The organism is Curtobacterium flaccumfaciens UCD-AKU, assembly GCF_000349565.1.
Classification (GTDB): domain Bacteria; phylum Actinomycetota; class Actinomycetes; order Actinomycetales; family Microbacteriaceae; genus Curtobacterium; species Curtobacterium poinsettiae.
The window spans coordinates 147,291-169,922 of record NZ_KB714610.1; the positions used below are offsets into that span (position 1 = coordinate 147,291).

General features: G+C 71.5%; 16 protein-coding genes and 1 pseudogene. 14 read left to right on the forward strand and 3 right to left on the reverse strand.

The genetic code is table 11. The features are described 5' to 3' along the window. Positions 1-146: 146 nt before the first annotated feature. Positions 147-2,048, reverse strand: a complete 1,902-nt coding sequence (locus tag H489_RS25960) for a glycoside hydrolase family 15 protein (protein ID WP_017886647.1) — start codon at positions 2,046-2,048, stop codon at positions 147-149. Between the two features lie 78 nt (positions 2,049-2,126). Continuing rightward, the gene (locus H489_RS25965; protein WP_017886648.1) at positions 2,127-3,191 is read right to left on the reverse strand and encodes an App1 family protein; all 1,065 of its coding nucleotides are present in this window, start codon (positions 3,189-3,191) and stop codon (positions 2,127-2,129) included. Between the two features lie 270 nt (positions 3,192-3,461). Between H489_RS25965 and H489_RS37670 the strand changes: the two genes are divergently transcribed. From H489_RS37670 to holA, 13 genes and pseudogenes are all read left to right on the forward strand, one after another. Next, positions 3,462-3,992: a TetR/AcrR family transcriptional regulator gene (locus H489_RS37670; RefSeq protein WP_052481628.1), complete on the forward strand. Its 531-nt coding sequence runs from the start codon at positions 3,462-3,464 to the stop codon at positions 3,990-3,992. Between the two features lie 230 nt (positions 3,993-4,222). Then, complete coding sequence (locus H489_RS25975; protein WP_017886650.1) at positions 4,223-5,149, forward strand: ABC transporter ATP-binding protein; 927 nt, start codon at positions 4,223-4,225, stop codon at positions 5,147-5,149. Then, complete coding sequence (locus H489_RS25980) at positions 5,146-5,862, forward strand: ABC transporter permease (RefSeq protein WP_017886651.1); 717 nt, start codon at positions 5,146-5,148, stop codon at positions 5,860-5,862. Before H489_RS25975 ends, H489_RS25980 begins: the two co-directional genes overlap by 4 nt. After that, positions 5,859-6,587 (forward strand): ABC transporter permease, encoded by a 729-nt coding sequence (locus tag H489_RS25985; RefSeq protein WP_017886652.1) that lies wholly within the window; start codon positions 5,859-5,861, stop codon positions 6,585-6,587. The genes H489_RS25980 and H489_RS25985 overlap by 4 nt, the downstream gene beginning before the upstream one ends. Next, the gene (locus tag H489_RS25990) at positions 6,584-7,507 is read left to right on the forward strand and encodes an ABC transporter substrate-binding protein (protein WP_017886653.1); all 924 of its coding nucleotides are present in this window, start codon (positions 6,584-6,586) and stop codon (positions 7,505-7,507) included. Before H489_RS25985 ends, H489_RS25990 begins: the two co-directional genes overlap by 4 nt. Before the next feature lie 273 nt (positions 7,508-7,780). Beyond that, positions 7,781-9,193, forward strand: a complete 1,413-nt coding sequence (locus H489_RS25995) for a cytochrome ubiquinol oxidase subunit I (RefSeq protein ID WP_017886654.1) — start codon at positions 7,781-7,783, stop codon at positions 9,191-9,193. 16 nt (positions 9,194-9,209) lie between these two features. Next, positions 9,210-10,214, forward strand: a complete 1,005-nt coding sequence (gene cydB / locus H489_RS26000) for a cytochrome d ubiquinol oxidase subunit II (RefSeq protein WP_017886655.1) — start codon at positions 9,210-9,212, stop codon at positions 10,212-10,214. A gap of 10 nt (positions 10,215-10,224) precedes the next feature. Then, a complete protein-coding gene (cydD, locus tag H489_RS26005) occupies positions 10,225-11,925 on the forward strand; it encodes a thiol reductant ABC exporter subunit CydD (RefSeq protein ID WP_017886656.1) in 1,701 nt (566 codons plus the stop codon). Beyond that, complete coding sequence (cydC, locus tag H489_RS26010) at positions 11,922-13,610, forward strand: thiol reductant ABC exporter subunit CydC (RefSeq protein WP_017886657.1); 1,689 nt, start codon at positions 11,922-11,924, stop codon at positions 13,608-13,610. The genes cydD and cydC overlap by 4 nt, the downstream gene beginning before the upstream one ends. A gap of 50 nt (positions 13,611-13,660) precedes the next feature. Beyond that, entirely contained in the window at positions 13,661-16,222 is a 2,562-nt protein-coding gene (leuS, locus tag H489_RS26015; protein ID WP_017886658.1) for a leucine--tRNA ligase, read from the forward strand. Positions 16,223-16,329: 107 nt separating this feature from the next. Beyond that, a complete protein-coding gene (locus tag H489_RS37320) occupies positions 16,330-17,079 on the forward strand; it encodes a ComEA family DNA-binding protein (RefSeq protein ID WP_081612240.1) in 750 nt (249 codons plus the stop codon). Between the two features lie 718 nt (positions 17,080-17,797). Next, a pseudogene (locus H489_RS38815) lies at positions 17,798-19,192 on the forward strand (ComEC/Rec2 family competence protein); the annotation flags it as partial. Between the two features lie 301 nt (positions 19,193-19,493). Continuing rightward, a complete protein-coding gene (holA, locus tag H489_RS26020) occupies positions 19,494-20,513 on the forward strand; it encodes a DNA polymerase III subunit delta (RefSeq protein WP_017886661.1) in 1,020 nt (339 codons plus the stop codon). 195 nt (positions 20,514-20,708) lie between these two features. Here the strand turns inward: holA and rpsT are convergent, their stop codons facing one another. Next, entirely contained in the window at positions 20,709-20,969 is a 261-nt protein-coding gene (rpsT, locus tag H489_RS26025) for a 30S ribosomal protein S20 (RefSeq protein ID WP_017886662.1), read from the reverse strand. A 222-nt stretch (positions 20,970-21,191) separates the two neighbouring features. Here rpsT and H489_RS26030 point away from each other — a divergent pair, with 222 nt between their 5' ends. Continuing rightward, positions 21,192-22,358, forward strand: a complete 1,167-nt coding sequence (locus H489_RS26030) for a pyridoxal phosphate-dependent aminotransferase (RefSeq protein WP_017886663.1) — start codon at positions 21,192-21,194, stop codon at positions 22,356-22,358. Positions 22,359-22,632 lie beyond the last annotated feature (274 nt).

Here is a 22,632-nt window from a genome sequence, read left to right on the forward strand (position 1 = left end):
CCGGGCCTCCCGTCCGTCTGTGGGTCGCGTGCAGAGCACCGCGAGACGCCGTCGTGTCGGCGAGACGCCGCCAGATCCGGCGGCGTCTCGACGTTGTCGAGGCGTGGTGCGACGACGACGGCGTCTTCGCGGGGTGGAGCGACGCGTCAGGCGGGGGAGCCGGCTCGCTCACCCTCGCCGGTCCACGAGCGGGTGCCCCCGTCGTGCACGGACAACCGTGTGCGGTGTCCGACGGCGGCTCCCCGGGCGCGCTCGATGGCGTCGGCCGCCGACACCAGGGTGAGGTGCGACAGCACCTGCGGGGTGTTGCCGATGTGGTGGCCCGTGGCGACGTCGATCTCCTCGGAGAGCATGCCGACGTCGTTCGCGTACCCGACCAGCACGTCCATCAGGCGCTCGGCGTCGTCCACGCGGCCCGAGGCGGCGTACTGCTCCACCAGCCAGAACGAGCACGCCAGGAACGGGTGCTCAGCGCCCGACAGGCCGTCGAAGCCCGCGGTCGTGCGGTAGCGGAGCACGAGGCCGTCGTCCCCGACCCGCAGGTCCTCCTCGATCGCGCGCACCGTGCCGGTCATCCGGGGGTCGTCGGCGCGGCAGAAGCCGACCTGCGGCAGGACGAGCAGGCTGGCGTCGACCTCGTCGGTGTCGTAGTGCTGGCGGAACGATCCGCGCTCGGCGTTCCAGCCGTGCTCCTCGATCTCGGCGCGGACCGTGTCGCGCAACGTCCGCCAACGGTCGACGGGACCCTCGAGGCCGAACTCCTCGACCGCGGCGACCCCACGGTCGAAGGCGGCCCAGATCATCACCCGTGAGTGTGTGAAGCTGCGGCGCGGACCGCGCATCTCCCAGATGCCGTTGTCCGGCTCCTGCCAGTGCTCCTCGACGTAGCCGAGCAGGGCCCGCTGCAGCGCCCACGAGTCGGCGTTCTCCTCGACCCCGAGCTCGCGGGCGTCGTGCAGCGCGGACAGGACCTCGCCGAAGACGTCGCCCTGGTACTGCGTCGAGGCACCGTTGCCGATGCGGACCGGGGTCGACCCGAGGTACCCGGGCAACTCGGGGATCTCGCGTTCGGGCAGTTCGCGTTCGCCGGCGATCCCGTACATGATCTGCACGTCCGCGGGGTCGCCCGCGATGGCCCGCAGCAGCCAGCCCCGCCAGTGCGTGGCCTCGTCCCGGTACCCGTGGGCGATGAGCGAGGCGAGCGCGAGGGACGCGTCGCGGAGCCACACGTAGCGGTAGTCCCAGTTGCGTTCGCCGCCGGGGTCCTCGGGCAGGCCCGTGGTCGCGGCGGCGACGACGCCACCCGTCTCACCGTGGGTCATCGCGCGGAGGAACACCAGCGACCGGCGGGTGGCGGCCGCGTACCGGCCGGTGGTCTGTGCGGGCGCGGTCCATCCCGTCCACCACGACAGGGTGTGGGCGAGGGCCGCGTCGACGTCGAGGGGTTCCGGCGGTTCGCGGTGCGACGGGTACCAGGTGAGCACGGTGTCGAGCACCTCGCCGTCGTGGATCGTCGTGACGGCGGTGTGCCGGTGGTCGTCGGCACGGAACCGCGGCCCGCGCACGATCACCGAGCCGGGGCCGGCCGTCGCGAGGAGCGCCGGTTCGTCGTCGTCCCCGATCTGCCGGATCCACGGCAGGGCGCGTGAGTAGTCGAACCGGATGCGGAGCGTCTGGCGCATCTCTACGGTGCCGCGGAGGCCGCGGACGCGGCGCACGATCGACGGCCGGTGCGCCCCGACGGGCATGAACTCGGTGACCTCGACCACGCCGTCACGGGTGGTCCAGACGGTGGAGAGCACGAGCGTGTCCCCGCGGTACCGCCACCGCGCGGTGGCGTCACCGTCGACGGGGCGCAGGGTCCAGTGTCCGTGGTCCTCGGTGCCGAGCAGCGAGGCGAACGTCGACGAGCTGTCGAAGCGCGGCAGGCAGGCCCAGTCGATCGTGCCGTCCCGGCCGACCAGGGCGGCGGTCCCGGTGTCGCCGATCAGGGCGTGGTCCTCGATGCGGTTCGGCGGGGTGGGCGGTGCTTCCGGCTCGGTGCTCATGGACCGATCGAACACCCGCTGGCCGTGCGCCGCGGTCCGCGACGGGTGGCCCTGGCCGAGACCGTTGTGAGGGGTCGCTCAGGCCGGTTCGGAGGCGTCGGAATCGATGATGCCGATGCGCGCGAGCTCGCTCCAGAGCCCGGCGCCGTCCGGGGCGTAGACCCACGGCGCCGAGGAGTCGCGGGAGCGTTCCTGCGCCCGCGAACGACCACCGGCCAGGATCGCTTCGCTCGTGGACAGCTGCCGGATGGCGACGCCCGCGACGTTGTCCGGGTGCTCCCGCGAGAAGTCGCCGTAGAGGCTCTCGTCGTGCTGGCCGTCGTCGCCGACCAGGAGCCAGCGGATGTCCGGGAAGTCCTGGGCGAGCCGCCGCAGGTTCTGCTGCTTGTGCAGCTGGCCACTGCGGAAGAACCGGTCGTGGGTGGGGCCCCAGTCGGTGAGCAGCAGCGTGCCGGACGGGTACATGTTGCGCGACAGGAAGCGCTGCAGCGTCGGCGCGACGTTCCACGCCCCGGTCGACAGGTACACGGTCGGCGATCCCGGGTGCTGCGCCAGGATCCGCTCGTAGAGCACGGACATGCCGGGTACGGGGCGGCGGGCGTGCTCGGTGAGCACGAAGGAGTTCCAGGCGGCCAGCATGGGGCGGGGGAGCGAGGTGACCATCACGGTGTCGTCGATGTCGGACAGCAGCCCGAAGCGGGTGTCCGGGTGCACCACGAACACGTCGGCCTCGACGTCACGCCCGCCACCCGCCGAGAGTCGCACCGTGCGCCAGCCGGGCTCGAGGTCGATCGGGACGATGGTGTCGACGACGCCGCCACGGTCGGTCTGCACCACGTGCGAGACCCCGCCGGCGGTGACGGTGACCTCGGCGTGGTCGACGGCGACGCTCGTGAAGCTCTTCCAGCCGCGGACGCCGGCGTAGGAGACGTCGGAGGCGAGACCGCGGCGCGTCAGCAGCACGCGGCAGAGGATGCGGACCCATCCGGGTGCGCCGTAGCCGGTGTACGGGACCACCGTGGGGACCAGGCCGCGGCGGCGTGCACGGTGCTCGCGGAACTCCTGGACGGCGTCCTCGATGCGGGCCGCGCGGTGCAGGAGCGGCTCGGCCAACGACGGCTCGTGGGGCGTCGGGTCGGGCATGGCGTCATCCTCCCACGGGCGGCTGACGAAACCCGCGCGCTGGACAGAACTGGTGCGTCGCAACTGGTGAGTCGCAGCCACGTTCCAGGTCCGTTCTGCGAAAGTTGTCCCCGTCACGCCAACGAACCGCGCTGGAGCGCAAGAGGAGAACACGTGCTCGTCACCGAGGTAACGAACGCTCTGCCGGGGGGATCATCACTGCTCAGGAACGAGCCGGTCCAAGCCCGCAGTTCGGCGCGCCTCGCCGGCCTCCTCGACGCCGCTGCCGCGGTGATCGACGAGATCGGGTTCGAGCGGCTCACGACCGCCATGGTGGCCGAGCGCGCGGGGGCGTCGATCGGCACCGTCTACCGGTACTTCCCGGACCGCATCGCCGTGGTCGAGGCGCTCGCGATCCGCTGCACCCAGCGGCTCGCCGCCCGCTTCGTCGAGGCGCTCGACGCCAGCGGCGCCGAGACCTGGCAGGACGCCAACGACGCGCTCATCGACCTGACCGCCGAGATGTACCGCACCGAGCCCGGCTTCCGGGCGATCCGGTTCGGCGACCCGGCGGACACCGGGACCGGTGACGCGGAAGACCGCATGGGTGCGCTCGGCGCAGCCGTGGGCCAGATCATGCGCGACCGTTTCGGTCTGCCGGACGACGAGCACGTCACCCGTGCCTGGGTCGTCCTCGCCGAGTCCGGTCACGCGGTGCTGGCGCGGGCACACCGCGACCGTGAGCACCCCGACACCGAGCTGATCGAGGAGTACCGCCGGATGAACCGCGCCCACCTCGAATCGGTGATCGCCGCCTCCTGACGACCCCGTCGAACCGGCGCGACACGCCGGTGACCGAACCGACCCGCCCGTGTCCTCCGAACAGGAGGCGCGGGCGTCGTCGTCCCCCGACACATCGCGCTGAACCGGTGGTGGTCCCACGATCGCCCGGTCGTCCGGAACCCGTCACGCGGCGTCGCGACCGAACCGATGTCGGCACCCCCGGGTACTCTCATCCGAAGTCGGGCTACCTCCGAACAGAAGGGCACCCCATGATCGAGTTCCGCTCGGTGCGCAAGACCTACCCGGACGGCACGACTGCGGTCGAGCACTTCGATCTGGTCATCCCGTCCCGGACCACCACCGTCTTCGTCGGATCCAGCGGCTGCGGCAAGACCACGCTGCTCCGCATGATCAACCGCATGGTCGACCCCACCTCCGGCACCGTCGAGATCGACGGGTCGGACGTCGCCGGGATCAACCCCGTCGAGCTCCGTCGCCACATCGGGTACGTCATGCAGAACTCCGGACTGCTGCCGCACCGCAAGGTCGTCGACAACATCGCGACGGTCCCGCTGCTGACCGGCGTCTCCAAGGCCGATGCCCGCAAGCGTGCCCTCGAACTCATGGACACCGTCGGACTCGACCGCGCGTTCGCCGACCGCTACCCGTCGCAGCTCTCCGGCGGCCAGCAGCAGCGCGTCGGGGTCGCCCGCGGGCTCGCCGTCGACCCGAACATCCTGCTCATGGACGAGCCGTTCGGGGCCGTCGACCCCCTGGTGCGCAACGACCTGCAGGACGAACTCATCCGGCTGCAGCGCGAGCTCGGCAAGACCGTCGTGTTCGTGACGCACGACATCGACGAGGCGTTCAAGCTCGGCGACCAGGTCGTCATCCTCAAGAAGGGCGGCGAGATCGCCCAGCAGGGGACGCCGGCCGAGATCCTCGCCGCACCCGCTGACGACTTCGTCGCGACGTTCATCGGCGCAGGCCGCGGGCGCCGTGCGCTGCGGGTCGAGCAGACCCCGACCGGTCCGATCGTCGTCGACGGCGAAGGGCGTGCAGCCGGTGTGCTGACGGGCCCCGTCGGGGTCGTCGACGCCGCCCAGGCCGTGCCCCAGTCCGACACCCGAGCAGCAGAGGCCGGAGCGTCGCACGACGCACCGGGTGCTCCGGCGCAGGGTGGGGGCACCCGGTGAAGTGGGTGCTGGCGAACCTCGACACGATCTGGGACAACACGGTCTCCCACCTCGCGATCGCGATCCCGCCGATCATCGTGGCGTTCCTGCTGTCGATCCCCATCGGGTGGCTGGTCGTCCGACTGCAGCGGCCCGGTGGGTCGCGCTTCGCGTCCGGGGTGGGGAGTAGCATCGTGACCCTCGCCGGTCTGCTGTACGCGATCCCGTCGCTCGCCCTGTTCGTGGCGCTGCCGGGCATCATCGGCACCGGCCTGCAGAGCCCGATCAACGTCGTCATCGGCCTGACCCTGTACGGCCTCGCACTCATGGTGCGGTCCACGGTCGACGGGCTGACCTCGGTCGACGCCGAGACCAAGTCCGCCTCGACCGCCATGGGCTACTCGCCGGCGCAGCGCTTCTTCCGGGTGGAACTCCCGCTCGCCGGTCCGGTGCTGCTGGCCGGGCTCCGGGTCGTCGCGGTCTCCACGATCTCGCTGACCACGGTCGGCGCGGTCCTCGGGATCCCGAGCCTCGGCCTGCTCTTCACCGACGGCCTGGGGCGCGGGATCTACGAAGAGATCCTCTCCGGCATCGTCATGGTGCTCGTGCTCGCGTTCGCCATCGACGGCCTGCTGGTGCTGCTCGGGCGACTGGTGATGCCGTGGACCCGCACGAGCTCGGTGTCGCGTCGTCAGTCCCGTCGGGTCCTGCAAGCAGCGGAGGTCTCCTCGTGATCATCGGACAGGCCTTCGCGTGGGTGTTCGACCCCACGAACTACGGCGGCTACAACGGCATCCCCACGCGCGTGTGGGAGCACGTGTGGATCACCCTGCTCGCGGTGCTCATCGCGGCGGTCATCGCGGTGCCGGTCGGCTACGCGATCGGGCACACCCGCCGAGCACGCGGCGTCTCGATCGCCGTCTCCGGCGGGGTGCGTGCGCTCCCGACGCTCGGTGTGCTCTCGCTCTTCGGCCTGCTGCTCGGCATCGGGCTGCAGGCACCCTTGCTCGCGCTCGTCATCCTGGCGATCCCGTCGGTGCTCGCCGGTGCCTACTCCGGCATCGAGTCCGTCGACCCCGGTGTCGTCGACGCCGCGAAGGCCCAGGGCATGACCGGGTGGCAGATCCTGTGGAAGGTCGAGATCCCACTCGGGCTCCCGCTCCTGATCGGCGGGATCCGCGCAGCGGTGCTGCAGGTCGTCGCGACCGCCACGCTCGCCGCGTACGTCGGGGCCGGTGGCCTCGGCGGCTACTTCTTCCTCGGCCTGAAGACCCAGGACTACGCCGAGATGCTCGGCGCCTCCATCCTCGTGATCGCCCTCGCGATCGCGTTCGAGATCGTGTTCGCCGTGCTGCAGCGGGCGGCGGTGCCGAAGGGCACCGCGGACCCGTCGGCCCGACAGCGTCAGGGGTCGCGAGAGCGAGCCCGCAATCCACTCCCGGAAGGAAATCCCTCGTGATCACAGCACCCAAGATCCGCGCCGGAGTCGCCGCCGCGATGGCGGTGGGCGTCGTCGCCGCCCTCGCCGGCTGCGCGTCGAGCGACCCGCTCGACAGCGGCTCCAGCAACTCGTCCGACTCGAAGACCATCGTCGTCGGCTCGCAGCAGTACTACTCGAACGAGATCATCGCCGAGCTCTACGCCCAGGTCCTCGAGAAGGACGGCTTCGAGGTCAAGCGCAACTTCAACATCGGGCAGCGTGAGGTCTACATCCCGCAGCTCGAGAAGGGCGCCATCGACGTCATGCCCGAGTACAGCGGCAACCTGCTGCAGTACTTCGACAAGGACTCCGACGCGAAGACCGCCGACCAGATCGACGACGGACTCGACAAGGCCCTGCCGAAGGGCCTCCGCGTCCTCGACGAAGCCGAGGCGACCGACCAGGACAGCTACACCGTCACGAAGAAGTTCTCCGAGGACAACGACGTCACGAGCCTGGCCGACCTGAAGAACGTCGACGAGAAGCTCACCGTGGGTGCCAACTCCGAGAACCAGACGCGGCCGTACGGGCCGAAGGGGCTCAAGTCGGTCTACGGCGTCGACGTCGACTTCAAGGCGATCGAGGACGGCGGCGGCGCCCTGACCGTCAAGGCGCTCAAGGACGACACCGTCCAGCTGGCTGACATCTACACGGCCGACCCGAGCATCAAGGCGAACGGCTTCGTCACGCTGAAGGACCCGGAGAACCTGATCCTGCCGCAGAACGTGGTGCCGGTCGTCTCGAAGAAGGTCAACGAGAAGGCTGCCGACGCGATCGACTCGGTCAACGAGAAGCTCACGACGGATGCCCTGATCGAGCTCAACACCAAGAGCACGGCCGACAAGGAGAAGGCGTCCACCATCGCCGAGGACTGGCTCAAGGCCGAGGGTCTGCTGTAGCCACAGCTCCACGAACGAAGCGACAGGCGTCGGGTGTCCACCCGGCGCCTGTCGTCGTTTCCGGACCGGGCGAAGCGAACATCCGTGCCGCACGGTTGTGCCGTGCAGGGGCTTTGCACGTTTGTGCACGCGAGGGTTCTACAAGTTGTCGAATCGACGGACGTCGCGATAGCGTTGGGGTGTCCCAAGGGCTGTGACACCTGATGTATCCGTTCCACAGGAAGCAACTGACGTGCACGAACAGCGCGCGGCCACCCGTCTCGGAAACGCCGCATGAACGACCTCCTCGATCCGCTCCTCTTGTCGCGGTGGCAGTTCGGTCTGACGACCATCTACCACTTCCTCTTCGTCCCGTTGACGATCGGCATGGCGGCCGTGGTGGCCGTGTTCCAGACCGCCTGGTACCGCACCGGCCGCGCGCACTACCTGCAGCTCACGCGGTTCTTCGGACGGATCTTCCTCATCAACTTCGCCATGGGCGTCGTGACGGGCATCGTGCAGGAGTTCCAGTTCGGCATGAACTGGTCGAACTACTCGCGCTTCGTCGGTGACGTCTTCGGCGCACCGCTCGCGCTCGAGGGCATCCTGGCGTTCTTCTTCGAGGCGGCGTTCATCGGCATCTGGATCTTCGGTTGGGACCGCCTGCCGAAGGCCCTGCACCTGGCGAGCATCTGGTGCGTCAGCGCGGGCACGATCATGTCGGCGTACTTCATCATCGCGGCGAACGCGTTCATGCAGCACCCGGTCGGCTTCGCGATGAACGAGGCCAAGGGGCGCGCCGAGCTCACCGACATCTGGGCGGTGCTCGGCAACAAGGTCGCGCTGGCCGCGTTCCCGCACACGCTCTTCGCCTGCTTCATGGTCGCCGCGGCGGTCATCATCTCGGTCGCTGCCTACCACCTGGCCCGCAACCAGAACCTCGAGACGATGATGCCGGCGCTGAAGTTCGGCATGTGGACCATGCTCGCGGCCGGGGCGCTCACCGTCCTGACCGGCGACCAGCTCGGTCTGACCATGGTCGACACGCAGCCGATGAAGATGGCGTCGGCCGAGGCGCTGTACAACACGGCCACCGGCAAGGACGCATCGTTCTCGATCTTCACGCTGGGCACCCCCGACGGCGTCCACGAGCTGTTCTCGATCCGGGTGCCGTACCTGCTGTCGTTCCTGTCGACGCACACGTTCAACGGCACGGTCGAGGGCATCAACGACCTGCAGGCGCAGTACACCCAGGTCTACGGCCCCGGCGACTACAAGCCGATCATCTGGGTCACCTACTGGTCGTTCCGCTGGATGATCGCCCTGGGCGTCGGTGCGGTCATGGTCTCGCTCGTCGGACTCTGGCTGACCCGCAAGGGCCGGTTCCCGACGCAGCGCTGGGTGTGGCGCATCGCCACCTGGACGGCGCCGCTGCCGATGGCCGCGATGATCGTCGGCTGGGTCTTCACGGAGATGGGCCGCCAGCCGTGGCTCGTGTTCGGGCTGCTCCGGACGAAGGACGGCGTCTCCCCGAACGTGACCGGACTCGAGGTCCTCATCTCGCTGCTGGTCTTCACCGCGATCTACGGCACGCTGGCCGTCGTCGAGTTCAAGCTCATCAAGAAGGTCGCGCAAGAAGGCCCCGCCGACCCGGACGAGGTCGACGAGGAGACCGGCGAGGTCAAGCACGAAGTGACGGTCTACTAGAAATGGACGCTGCCTGATGGATCTCCCCGTTCTCTGGTTCGCGATCGTCGGCGTCTTCTTCGTCGGCTACTTCGTCCTCGACGGATTCGACTTCGGTGTCGGCATGTCCCTGCCGTTCCTCGGCAAGGACGACACCGACCGTCGGGTCCTGATCAACACCATCGGCCCGGTCTGGGACCTCAACGAGACCTGGGTCATCGTGGCCGGCGCCTGCCTGTTCGCGGCGTTCCCGGAGTGGTACGCCACGATGTTCTCCGGGTTCTACCTGGCGCTGTTGCTCATCCTCGCCGCGCTCATCGCCCGAGGGGTGTCGTTCGAGTACCGGCACCAGAACAAGCACCTCGAGTGGAAGCGCCGCTTCGATCTGATGATCATCGTCGGCAGCGCCGTGCCGTCGTTCCTGTGGGGCGTCGCGTTCGGCAACGTCGTCCGTGGCATCCCGATGGACGCCGGGCACAACTACACCGGCACGTTCTTCGACCTGCTCAACCCGTTCGCGCTGCTGACCGGTGCCGCGACGCTGCTGGTGTTCTTCACCCACGGTGTCGTCTTCGTCGCGCTGAAGACCGAGGGCGAGATTCGCGAACGCGCCAAGCGCCTGGCGACCCGGGCCGGCATCGTCACGATCGTCGTCGGCGCCACGTTCCTGGTGTCGATGGCCTTCGTCCGCGCCACCCCGGCCTCGCTGGTGCTCTCCGTGGTCGCCGCCCTGGCCCTGGTGCTCGCGGTGCTCTGCAACGCCTGGGGCAAGGAGGGACGCGCCTTCACCCTGATGGCGGTCACCATCGCCGCGATCGTGCTCGCGATGTTCACGGCGATCTTCCCCGACGTGATGCCCGCTTCGAACGACGTCGCGAACAGCCTGAACGTGTACAACGCCTCGTCCGGGTCGTACACGCTGAGCGTGATGAGCTGGGTCGCGCTGATCTTCGTGCCGCTGGTCTTCGCCTACCAGGCCTGGACCTACTGGATCTTCCGCAAGCGCGTCTCCCGCGCCCAGATCACCGCGGCAGCGCACTAGGCATCCGACGATGAAGCCCCTCGACCCCCGACTCCTGCGGCTGTCCCGGACCGCGCGCGGCTTCATCGTCGCGGCCGCCGGCACGGGGGTCCTGCGCACGCTCGCGACCATCGCGATCGCGTGGGGGATCGCCGCGGCCGTCACCCTCGGGGTCGACGCCGTGCACGACGGCACGGTGCCGGCCGCGTTCGGGCAGGCGCTCGCCCTGCTCGGCGGGGCGTTCGTCCTGCGGGCAGTGGCGGCGTGGGTCACCGACGACCTGGCAGCCCGCGCCGCGGCGAAGGTGAAGAGCGAGATGCGCACGACGGTGCTCGCCCGTGCCGCCGAGCGCGGTCCGTCGTGGCTCGCCGGCCGGTCGAGCGCTGGCTTCGCCACCACGCTCGGCCCCGGACTCGACGCCCTCGACGCCTACTTCGGCCGGTACCTGCCGCAGCTCGCGCTCACCGCGATCGCGACGCCGGTGCTCCTGGTCGCGATCGGCGTGGGCGACCTGACCAGCGGGCTCATCATCCTGTTCGCCCTGCCGGTGATCCCGGTCTTCATGATCCTGATCGGCCTGGCCACGCAGTCGCTGCAGCGGAAGCAGTCGGACGCCCTCGCGAAGCTGGGTGGCGCCTTCACCGAGGCGGTCGAGGGGCTCGCCACGCTCAAGGTCTTCGGTCGTGCGCGCCGCCAGGTCGGTCGCATCGGGGCGGTCACCGACGAGTACCGCCGCGGCACGATCGGCGTGCTCCGGCTGTCGTTCGTGAGCGGCTTCGCGCTCGAGCTCGCCGCGAGCCTGTCCGTCGCACTGGTCGCCGTCTCGATCGGCATCCGCCTGGTGGACGGCTCGCTCGGCCTCGGCGCCGCGATGTTCGTGCTCGTCCTGGCACCCGAGGCCTTCGCCCCCATCCGCCAGGTCGGCGCCGACTTCCACGCCGCCCAGGACGGCGTCGAGGCGTCGGCCGCGGTGCTCGACGTCCTGGCGGACGACGCCGACGACGGTGACGCCCCGGCCCCGCCCCGCAGCATCCGGGTGCACAGCGGCGGGAGCGAGACCGACACCGGCGGCGCGGACACGGAAGCCGCCACCGCCCTGGACGTCCGCGGGCTCACCGTCCGCCGCCCCGACGTCGTGATCGGGCCGTTCGACCTGCACGCCGAACCGGGCACCGTCGTCGTGCTCGCCGGCCCGAGCGGCTCCGGCAAGTCCAGCATCATCGCCGCACTCCGCGGTGTCCTGCCGCACGACGGCACCGTCACCGTGCCCGGCCCGGCCAGCGCCTCCGTCGCCGAGCGCACCACCTGGGCCGACCAGCGGCCACGTCTCGTGCGCGGGACGATCGCCGAGAACGTCGCGCTCAGCGCGACCCCGGACGACGCCGACGTGCGCACCGCGCTGGGCGACGCGGGGCTGGGACTCGACCCGGGCCTCCCGGTCGGCGCCGGTGGCAGCGGACTGTCCGGTGGCCAGGCGCAGCGCGTCGCCGTCGCCCGCGCGCTGTACCGCGCGCGCCGCGCCGCCACACCCCTCGTGCTGCTCGACGAGCCGACGTCCGCACTGGACGCTGAGGCCGAGGCGCGCGTCGTCGCTGCCGTCCGTGGCCTGGCGGCCGGCGGCGCCGTCGTCGTGGTCGCCAGCCACCGACCGGCGGTCGTCGCCGCGGCCGACGTCCGCGTGGACATCGCGGTCGGCGGATCCGTGACGGTCCGCAGGGGGGTGCGCGCATGAGCCGGGAGGCCCGTGGCGGCTCCGTCCTGCGGCTCGCGATGCCGCACGGGTCGGGTTGGGCGAAGGCGGTCGCCGCCGGCTCGCTCAGCGCCGTCTGCGCCGTCGCGCTCCTCGCCGCCAGTGGCTACCTGATCGCCCGCGCCGCCGAGCACCCGCCGATCCTGTACCTGACGCTCGTGATGGTCGGGGTGCGTGCGTTCGCGCTGGGGCGCGCCGTGCTGCGCTACGTCGACCGGCTCGCGGGGCACGACGCCTCGTTCCGGCAACTGGCCGTGGTGCGGACCGAGATGTACCGGCGGCTCGCGTCGATCGCGCCCGCCGGGCTCGGCCGCACCGGTCGTGGAGACCTCATGACGCGCCTGGTGACCGACACCGACCGGCTGCAGGACCTGCCGATCCGCGTCGTCGGCCCGCTCGTGTCCGCCGGGGTCGTCGCGGTGCTGTCGGTCGTCGCCGTGGCGCTCGTGTCGGTGCCGGCCGCGCTCGTGCTCGTCCTCGCGCTGGCGGTCGCTGCCCTGATCGGCACGATCGTCACCCGGTCGATCGCCGAGCGCTCGGACCGCGAGACCGCCGCCGATCGTGGTCGTGTCGCCGACCTCGTGCTCGACACCGTCCGCACGCTCGACGTCTTCGCCGCCTACGGCACCCTCGACGAACGGCTCGCGCACATCGCCCGGCTCGATGCCGGCGTCACCCGGGCCGTCCGGCGCCGCGGCACGGTCGAGTCGCTCGTCGGTGCCCTGGTCGGACTGGTCGGTGGCGGTGCGGTGATCGGGATCCTCGCCGTCGGTGCCCCTGCCGTCGTGTCGGGTGCGCTCGTCGGTCCGCTCTGGGCCCTGGCGGTCTTCGTGCCGCTCGCGCTCTTCGAGGTCGTCGGGACCGTCCCGCTCGCCGTCCTGACGCTCCGCCGGGTACGTGCTGCCGCCGACCGGGTCGAGCAGGTGGTGCCCGCCGAGGTGCCCGCCGGCATCGTCCCCGAGCCCGACGAGGACGCCGACCCGGCGTCGCTCGTGGTCGAGGGCTCGGTCACGCTCGCCGTGCAGGACCTGACCGTCCGCTGGCCCGGGGCCGCCGAGCCGGCGGTCGACGGGGTCTCGTTCACGCTCACCCCCGGCGAGGTCGTCGTCCTGCAGGGGCCGAGCGGCGCCGGCAAGTCCACGCTCGTCGACGCGCTCGTCCGGTTCGTGGAGCACGACGGCTCCTACACGCTCGACGGCGTCGAGGCGCGGACGATGCACCCGGACGCCGTGCGGGCCCGTGTCGGCCTGATCGAACAGGACCCGTTCGTGTTCGACCAGTCGGTGCGGCAGAACCTGCTCTTCGCCCGCGAGACCGCCACCGACGACGAGCTCCTCGCCGTGCTCGACCGGGTCGGCCTGGGGGACTGGGTCGTCCGACGGGGTGGGCTCGACGCCTCGGTGGGGGAACGCGGCGTGCTCGTGTCCGGCGGGCAGGCGCACCGGCTCGCCCTGGCCCGAGCACTGCTGCACGCGTTCCCGGTGCTGGTGCTCGACGAACCGACCGCCGACGTCGACCCCGACCTCGGCGACTCGGTGCTCCGCGACCTCGTCACCACCGCCCGCGCAGCGGGTCGGTCGGTCGTCATCGTGTCGCACGTCCCGGTGGCGCCGGACCTGGTCGACCGCACCCTGCGGATGCGGGACGGACGCCTGCTCGCCGGGTGAGCCGACGGGCGGACGCGGGACGGGCCTCCCGGCTTGTATCGTTGACGACCGTGACCACCGACCAGCACGCCGAGGACCCGAACGCCTACGACTTCCGTCGTATCCAGGAGAAGTGGCAGCCCCGCTGGGAAGCGCTCGGGCTCTTCACCACGGACCTCGACGACACCCGTCCGCGCAAGTACATCCTCGAGATGTTCCCGTACCCGTCCGGCGACCTGCACATGGGGCACGCCGAGAACTGGGCGCTCGGTGACTTCGTCGCGCGCTACTGGCGCCAGCAGGGCTTCAACGTGCTGCACCCGATCGGATGGGACTCGTTCGGGCTGCCCGCCGAGAACGCGGCGATCAAGCGCGGGGTGGACCCGAAGGACTGGACCTACGCGAACATCGAGCAGCAGAAGGCGTCCTTCAAGCGCTACGCGCCGTCGTTCGACTGGACCACCGAGATCCACACCTCGGACCCCGAGTACTACAAGTGGAACCAGTGGCTGTTCCTGAAGATGTACGAGAAGGGCCTGGCCTACCGCAAGGACAGCTGGGTCAACTGGGACCCGGTGGACCAGACCGTGCTCGCGAACGAGCAGGTCCTCGCCGACGGCACCTCGGACCGCTCCGGCGCCGTCGTCGTCAAGAAGAAGCTCACGCAGTGGTACTTCAAGATCACCGAGTACGCCGACCGGCTGCTCGACGACCTGAACCAGCTCGAGGGGCGGTGGCCGGCGAAGGTCATCGCGCAGCAGCGCAACTGGATCGGACGCTCGGTCGGCGCGGACGTCGACTTCGTGATCGAGGGCCGTGACGAGCCCGTCACGGTCTTCACCACCCGCCCGGACACGATCCACGGGGCCACGTTCCTGGTCGTCGCACCGGACTCCGACCTGGCGGCTGAGCTGGTCGCCGACCCGTCGGTGCCGTCCTCCGTCCGTGACGACTTCGACGCCTACCTGACGGCGACACAGAAGACGTCCGAGATCGACCGGCAGAACGCCGACCGCCCGAAGACCGGTGTGCCGCTCGGCCGTTCCGCGGTCCACCCGCTGACGGGGGAGCGCCTGCCGATCTGGGCCGCCGACTACGTGCTCGCCGACTACGGGCACGGCGCCGTGATGGCCGTGCCCGCACACGACCAGCGCGACCTCGACTTCGCGCGGGCGTTCGACCTGCCCGTCAAGGTCGTCGTCGACACCAACGCCGCCGTCACCGGCGCGATCCCGGTCATCCCCGAGGGTGCGACGCTCGACGACTTCGACGTGCCGACCCTCGACCCGGTCGCCACCGGCGAAGCGCTGACCGGCCAGGGCCGGATGATCAACTCCGGGCCGCTCGACGGCATGTCGAAGCAGCACGCCATCACCGCGGCCATCGCCCTGCTCGAGGAGCGCGGCACCGGCCGTGCCGCCAAGACCTACCGCCTGCGCGACTGGCTCATCTCGCGCCAGCGTTTCTGGGGCACCCCGATCCCGATCATCCACGGCGCCGACGGCACGGAGCACCCGGTGCCCGAGGACCAGCTGCCGATCGTGTTGCCCGACACCGAGGGCCTCGACCTCAAGCCGAAGGGCACCTCGCCCCTCGGCGGCGCGACCGACTGGGTGAACGTCCCGAACCCCGTCGACGGCACCCCGGCCCTCCGCGACACCGACACGATGGACACCTTCGTCGACTCGTCGTGGTACTTCCTGCGGTTCCTGTCGGCGCAGGACGACACCCAGGCGTTCGACCCGGCTGCCGCGCGGCGCTGGGCCCCGGTCGACCAGTACATCGGCGGCATCGAGCACGCGATCCTGCACCTGCTCTACGCCCGCTTCGTCACGAAGGTCCTGTTCGACCTCGGGTACCTCGACTTCACCGAGCCGTTCTCGGCGCTCCTCAACCAGGGCATGGTGCTGTCCGGCGGCTCGAAGATGTCGAAGTCGAAGGGTGGCGTCTCGCTCGGTGACGAGCTCGACGCGAACGGCGTCGACGCGATCCGCCTCGTGATGGGCTTCGCCGGTCCGCCCGAGGACGACATCAACTGGGAGGACGTCTCCCCGTCCGCGTCGGCACGGTTCCTGGCGCGCGCGTACCGGCTGGCGCTCGACGTCACGTCGTCGCGCGACGCCGTGTGGGCCGACGGCGACCGGGCACTCCGCCAGGTCACCCACCGGTTCCTCGCCGACGTCCCCGGCATGATGGAGGCGTTCAAGTTCAACGTCGTGATCGCACGACTGATGGACCTGGTGAACGTCACCCGCAAGGCGATCGACAGCGGCCCCGGCGCCGGTGACCCCGCCGTGCGTGAGGCCGTCGAGACCATCGCCCTCGCGTTGAGCGTCTTCGCGCCGTACACCGGCGAAGAGATGTGGGAGCGGCTGGGCTACGAGGCCACCGTCGCCACGTACGGCTGGCGGAAGGCCGACCCGACGCTGCTCGTGCAGGAGACCCTGACGGCCGTCGTGCAGGTCAACGGCAAGGTGCGTGACTCGTTCGAGGTGTCGAAGTCGATCGAGGCGGACGAGCTCGAGCAGCTGGCGCGGTCCTCGGCGAACGTGCAGCGGTACATCGGTGACCGCGAGATCGTGAAGGTGATCGTCCGGGCTCCGAAGCTCGTGAACATCGCCATCAAGGGGTAGCGACCGTCGCTGGCATCGTCCCTCACAGCGGGGGCGTTCGCGGCACCCGTCCACGGGTGTGACCTCCGGAGCCCGGCCGACCGGCCGGGCTCCGTAGCGTTCGGGGCATGTCGTCCCCGTCGCCCTCCGAACCCTGGTGGTCCCGCCTTGCGCTGTCACCACGGGCAGCCGTGGTGTTGGCGGCGGTCGTGGTGGTCGCCGTCGTCGTGGTGCTCGTCGGGGCGCTGGTGTCGGGTGGCGGCGAGGGGACCGGGGGAACCGGTGGGGTCGTCGTGCGTGGGGCGCCGACGGCCAGCGCGGGTGGGGCGTCAGGCGCGCCGTCACCGTCTGCCGGTGCGTCTGCCGGTGCTGCTCCGTCCGCTCCTGGTGCCGGGCGCGTCGTGGTGCACGTGCTCGGTGCGGTGCGGCGGAGCGGTGTGGTCGAGCTGCCGGCAGCGAGTCGTGTCGGTGACGCCGTCCGACGTGCCGGTGGGGCGACGGACGACGCCGACCTCGACCGCCTGAACCTGGCCCGGGTGCTGACGGACGGCGAGCGGTTGTACGTGCCGCGGGTCGGCCAGCAGGAGGTGCCCGAGGCGCTCGGACCGGTGACGGGAGGTGGCACCGCCGGGTCAGCAGGCGACACCGACGCCGCCACCGGGGCTGGCGAGACCGGGGCCGAGGGGTCGGTCGTCGATCTGAACACCGCCGACCAGGCCGCCCTCGAGACCCTGCCCGGCATCGGCCCCGGGCTGGCCGGACGGATCATCGCCTGGCGGGACGAGCACGGTCGGTTCGGCTCGGTCGAGGACCTGCTCGACGTCAGCGGGATCGGTGACGTGCGGTTCGCCGAGCTGCGCGATCGCGTGCGGGTCTGAGGCGCGCGTGCAGCTCGCACCGAGCGCGATCGACCTGCGGGTCGCGGCGCCCGTCGCCGTCGTGTGGATCCTGACCGCCCTGCTCACCGGAGCGCCCCACGTCGCCCCGGTGGTCGCCGGGGTCGCCGTGCTCGTGACCGGTGTGAGCGGCATCGCGCTCCGCACGCGACGCTGCGGCGGGGCCGTGCGGGGCGTCGCCGGGCTGGTCCTCGTCGCCGGGGCGCTGGCCACGCTGCTCGCGGTGTCGGTCACCGTGGGGGATTCCCGACGGGCCCCGGAGGGACTGCGTGCCCTCGTCGCCGGTCCGGACGCCGGGCGCGTCGAGGTCGAGGCGGTGCTGTCCCGCGACCTCGTGCCGGGGGACCGCTCCGTCACCGCCACGCTCGTGCGTGCCGACGGGCTCGACGGGCTCCGCGCGCCGGTCCGGCTCGTGCCCGACCTGCACGGTGACGCACCCGGTGCCGTGCTGGCGGCCGGGGCTCGGGTCACCGGGTCCGCCGCCGTGCAGCCCGACCAACCGGGATCGGCGACCGCCTTCGTGGCGTTCCTGCGCGGGACACCGTCATCGGAGCCCGCCACCGGGCTGCTCGGCGCCACCGACACCGCCCGACAGGCGTTCGTCCGGGCCACGGCCGACCTGCCGCAGCCGGGGGCGGCACTGCTGCGGGGGCTGGCGATCGGCGACCGTTCCGGCCTCGACCCGGGGACCGAGGCGGCGATGGAGACCTCGGCGCTGACGCACCTGACGGCGGTGTCCGGGGCGAACTGCGCCGTGGTGGTCGGGCTGGTGGTCGTCCTCGGCCGCGCCTGCGGGCTGCCGCGCGGGCTCCGGGCCGCGGTGGCCGTCGTGGTGCTCCTGGCGTTCGTCGTCCTGGTGCGGCCCGACCCCTCGATCGTCCGGGCGACGGTGATGGCGATCGTGGTGCTGGTCGTGCACCTCGCCGGCAGACCCGTGCGGGGCGTGCCGCTCATCGCACTCGCCGCGATCGGCATGCTCGTGGCGGACCCTTGGTTCGCGCGGTCGTTCGCGTTCGCCCTGTCCGTGCTCGCCACGAGCGGCATCGTGGTGCTCGGCCCACCGCTCACCGAGCTGCTGGCGCGTCGTGTGTGGCCGCCGGTCGCCGCCGCACTGGCGATCCCCGTGGCGGCCCAGGTGGCGTGCTGGCCCGTGACGATCCCACTGTCGGCGGCGCTCCCGACCTACGCGGTGCCGGCGAACCTGCTGGCGGAGCCGTTCGCGCCGGTCGTCACGGTGATCGGACTCGCCGCGTGCACCGTCGCACCGGTGTGGCCGGCGGGTGCCCAGGCGCTCGCGGCCGTCGCGTGGGTGCCCGCTGCTGCCGTCGGGGGCATCGCGCACGGGGCGGCCGCCCTGCCGCACGCCTCGGCGCCGTGGCCGGCCGGAGTGCTCGGCGTGGCCGCCGCCGTGCTGGTGTGCGGCTGCATCGCGACGGCCGTGCTGGTCCGGGGCCGGATCGGCTCCCGGTTGCTGCTCGCCGCAGGGTCCGTGCTCGTGGTCGGTGTCGCAGCGGTCACCGTCCCGGTGCTCGTGGTGCGCGGCTCCGTCCCCGGCGACTGGTCGGTGGCCGCGTGCGACGTCGGGCAGGGCGACGCCGTGCTGCTCCGCGGCGACGACGCCGTTGCCCTCGTGGACACCGGCGACGACGAGGAACGGCTCCTGGCGTGCCTGGACCTGCTCGGGATCAGCCGGATCGACCTGCTCGTCCTGACGCACTTCGACCGCGACCACGTCGGCGCGGTGGGAGCCGTGGCGGACACGGTCGAGACCGCCCTGGTCGGACCCGTCGGACGCGCGTCGGACGGCCGGGTGGTCGACGACCTGCGGCGCGCGGGTGTGGACGTCCGGTCCGCCGACGACCGGGTCTCCGGCACCCTCGGGCCGCTCGTCTGGCGGGTCGCCTGGCCCCTGGCCGGCAGCCGTGACGCCGGCAACGACGCGAGCATCGTGCTGGTCACCGGGCCGGCGGACGGCAGTGCCTGCGCCGTGTGTCTGACCGGGGTCTTCCTCGGTGACCTGGGGGAGTCGTCGCAACGCCGGCTCCGGAGCTCCGGGGGACTGCCGGCGGGGCCGATCGACGTCGTGAAGGTGGCGCACCACGGCTCGGCGGACCAGGACCCGCAGCTCTACCGGGGGCTCGCCGCGCGCGTCGGGCTGATCGGGGTCGGTGCGGACAACACGTACGGGCACCCGACCGCGTCGGCCCTCGGCGTGCTCGATGCCGCCGGCACGCTGCCGCTCCGCACCGATCAGCGCGGAACCGTCGTGCTCGCTCGGTCCGGCACCGACGAGGTGCGGGTGTGGACGGAACGCTCGCCGTCGGCGGCCGCCCGTAGGATCGACGGTGCACCACTCGACCCGGCACCGTCCGGGCCGGCACCACCGGAAGGACCACATGGCCGCCAAGAAGCCCGCGCGCGCCGCAGCGAAGATCGACCAGGTGCCCTGGTCGGGGATCCGTCCGGCGCCCGTCGTGCTCATCACCGGGCCCGAAGCGTTCCTCGCCGACCGCGCCCGCGGTGTGCTGAAGGACCTGCTGCAGGGCGAGGACCCCGCGCTCGAGGTGCACGACCTCGAAGCCGACCAGTACGCCCCCGGGCTGCTCGCCACCCTCGCCAGCCCGTCGCTGTTCGGCGAGCCGCGACTGGTGCAGGTGACCAACGTCGAGAAGTGCACCGACGCCTTCATCACCGAGACGATCTCGTACCTGCAGGCCCCCGCCGACGACGTCACCCTGGTGCTCCGGCACGGCGGCGGCATGCGCGGCAAGAAGCTCCTCGACACGATCCGCAGCGGCGTCGGCGGCGGGGTCGAGGTGCTCTGCGACGAGCTCAAGCGCGAGACCGACCGCATCGACTTCGTGAACGCCGAGTTCCGGGCCGCACGACGCCGGATCGCCCCGTCCGCCGTCCGTACCCTGGTGACCGCGTTCGCCGACGACCTCGCCGAACTGGCCGCGGCGTGCCGGCAGCTCCTGGCGGACGAGGCCGAGGAGATCACCGACAAGGTCGTCGACAAGTACTACGGCGGCCGCGTCGAGACGAACGCGTTCAAGGTCGCCGACATCGCGCTCGCGGGTCGGTCGGCACCGGCGATCGTCGAGCTGCGCCACGCCCTGGCCACCGGCGAAGCCCCCGTGCCGATCGTCGCCGCGTTCGCGAGCAAGATCCGCACGATGGCGAAGGTCAGCGCGTTCCGGGGCCCGAGCGGGCAGGCGGCCTCGGCGCTCGGCATGGCGCCGTGGCAGGTGCAGCGCGCACAGCGTGACGTCGCCGGCTGGAGCGAGTCCGGGTTGGCGAACGCGATCATCAGCATCGCCGAGGCGGACACCGCGGTGAAGGGCGGCTCGCGCGACGCGCACTACGCGCTCGAGGTCATGGTCCGCACCATCGCCCGACGCGGCGAGCCCCGCTGAGACGAGTCGCGCCTCCCGGATTTCCCGCGCCGATCAGCCGGCGCTTCGTGAGCAGAAGGGGTCGGGTCCGCCATCGCGACCCGACCGTTTCTGCTCACGAAGCGAACCACACGCGCGCAGCGCGCACAGCGCCCCACGCACGACGAAGGCCCCGCACCAACGGTGCGGGGCCTTCGGACCAGAAGGGTCAGGGCGTCAGAGCGACGAGACCTTCTTCGCGATGGCCGACTTGCGGTTCGCGGCCTGGTTCTTGTGGATGACACCCTTGCTCACGGCCTTGTCGAGCTTCTTCGACGCCAGGGCCAGGGCCGCGACGGCCTTGTCCTTGTCACCGGCGGCGACGGCGTCGTTGGCACGACGGATGTGCGTCTTGAGCTCCGACTTGTACGCCTTGTTGCGCTCGGTGGCCTTGAGGTTGGTCTTGATGCGCTTGATCTGCGACTTGATGTTCGCCATGAATTGCTCCTGCTCGTCTCGTACGGGTGGGCGCGACCGCAGGGTAGAGGGGCCCTTGGTCGCATCGCGTTCCACCCGTGGGCGGGGAACGCGGAAGCCAGCCACCAACACTACCAGGCCGCGGGGCCGCCACCAAAGCACGAAACACCGCCGGATCGGCGGAAGCCCGCGGCCGACCGCGCCGAAATGCCGTGGCAACACGCAGCGGATAGCGTGACGGACATGCCCTCCCTCGCACCGCGCATCGACACCGTGCCCGCCTCCGGCATCCGGAGGGTCTTCGAGCAGGCGGCCCTGCTGCAGTCGAGCGGCACCGACGTCACGATGCTCGTGATCGGCGAGCCGGACGTCCCGGTGGCGCCGCACATCGGCGAGGCGGCCCGTCGTGCGTGGACCGAGGATCGCACCGGGTACACCCCGAACGGCGGGATCGCGCCGCTCCGCGAGGCCGTCCGCGACAAGCTCCGCCGTGAGAACCGGATCGAGGCCGACCTCGAGCAGATCTGGATGACGATCGGCGCGACGCAGGCGCTGTTCCAGGCGATGACGCTGACCCTGAGCCCGGGTGACGAGGTGCTCGTGCCGGACCCCGGCTACACGACCTTCACGATGAACGCGCACATCATCGGGGCGACCCCGGTGCCGTACCGGCTGGAGCCGCAGCACGGGTTCGAGCCCGACCTGCCGGCCCTCGAGGCCAGCGTCACCGAACGCACCCGGGTGCTCGTCGTGAACTCGCCCTCGAACCCGCTCGGTTCGGTGTTCGGCGAGGAGACCCTCCGTGCGCTCCTCGCCTTCGCGAAGCGGCACGACCTCTGGGTGATCAGCGACGAGGTCTACGAGTACTTCACCTACGGTACCCGCCACGTCAGCCTGGCCGCGCTCGACGAGGACGACCGCGTGTTCTCGGCGTTCTCGCTGAGCAAGACGTACGCGATGACCGGTGTCCGTGTCGGGTACCTCGTCACCCCGAAGGGCCTCGGCGCGACGATGCGGACCACGCAGGAAGCGATGATCAGCTGCGTCGCCGAACCCGACCAGTACGCGGCCCTCGCGGCGATCGTGGGGGACCACTCCGCGGTGCGCGACGCCCGGGAGCACTACCGCGCGAACCTCGAGGTCGCGAAGGAGACGCTCGACGCCGCCGGCATCCGGTACCTCGACCCGCGCGGGGCGTTCTACCTGTGGATCGACATGTCGCACGCTTCCGACGGCGACATCGCCGAGTGGGCGCTCGGGTTCCTGCAGCGTGAACGGGTCGCCGTCGCGCCGGGCAGCGCCTTCGGACGCTCCGGCGAGGGGTGGATCCGCGTCTGCCTCGCCGCCACCGCGGACGACCTGCGGCGCGGCCTGGGCGCGCTGCCGGCTCCGGCGCACGCGGCCGTCTGACGCGGTTCACGCGGCGGGGAGGCCCGGTGCCGGTCGGCAGGTCGGCGCACGGTGCGCGGTCCTCCACCTGGTGCGAGGATGCTCGCCCCGTGCCGAGCAGCATCCGGTCACCGGGCGGTCAACGGCGCACGGACCCGCCGACCTCGCACCGTGCGGGGTCCGGCACGCCGACGCGAGAGCGCACCGGAAGCGGATCAACCGCGCACCGTGCGTGGCGGACGCGCGCCGTGCCTCCAGGGCGGGTGAAGCGTGGGAGACTGTTGCGACCGTCCGA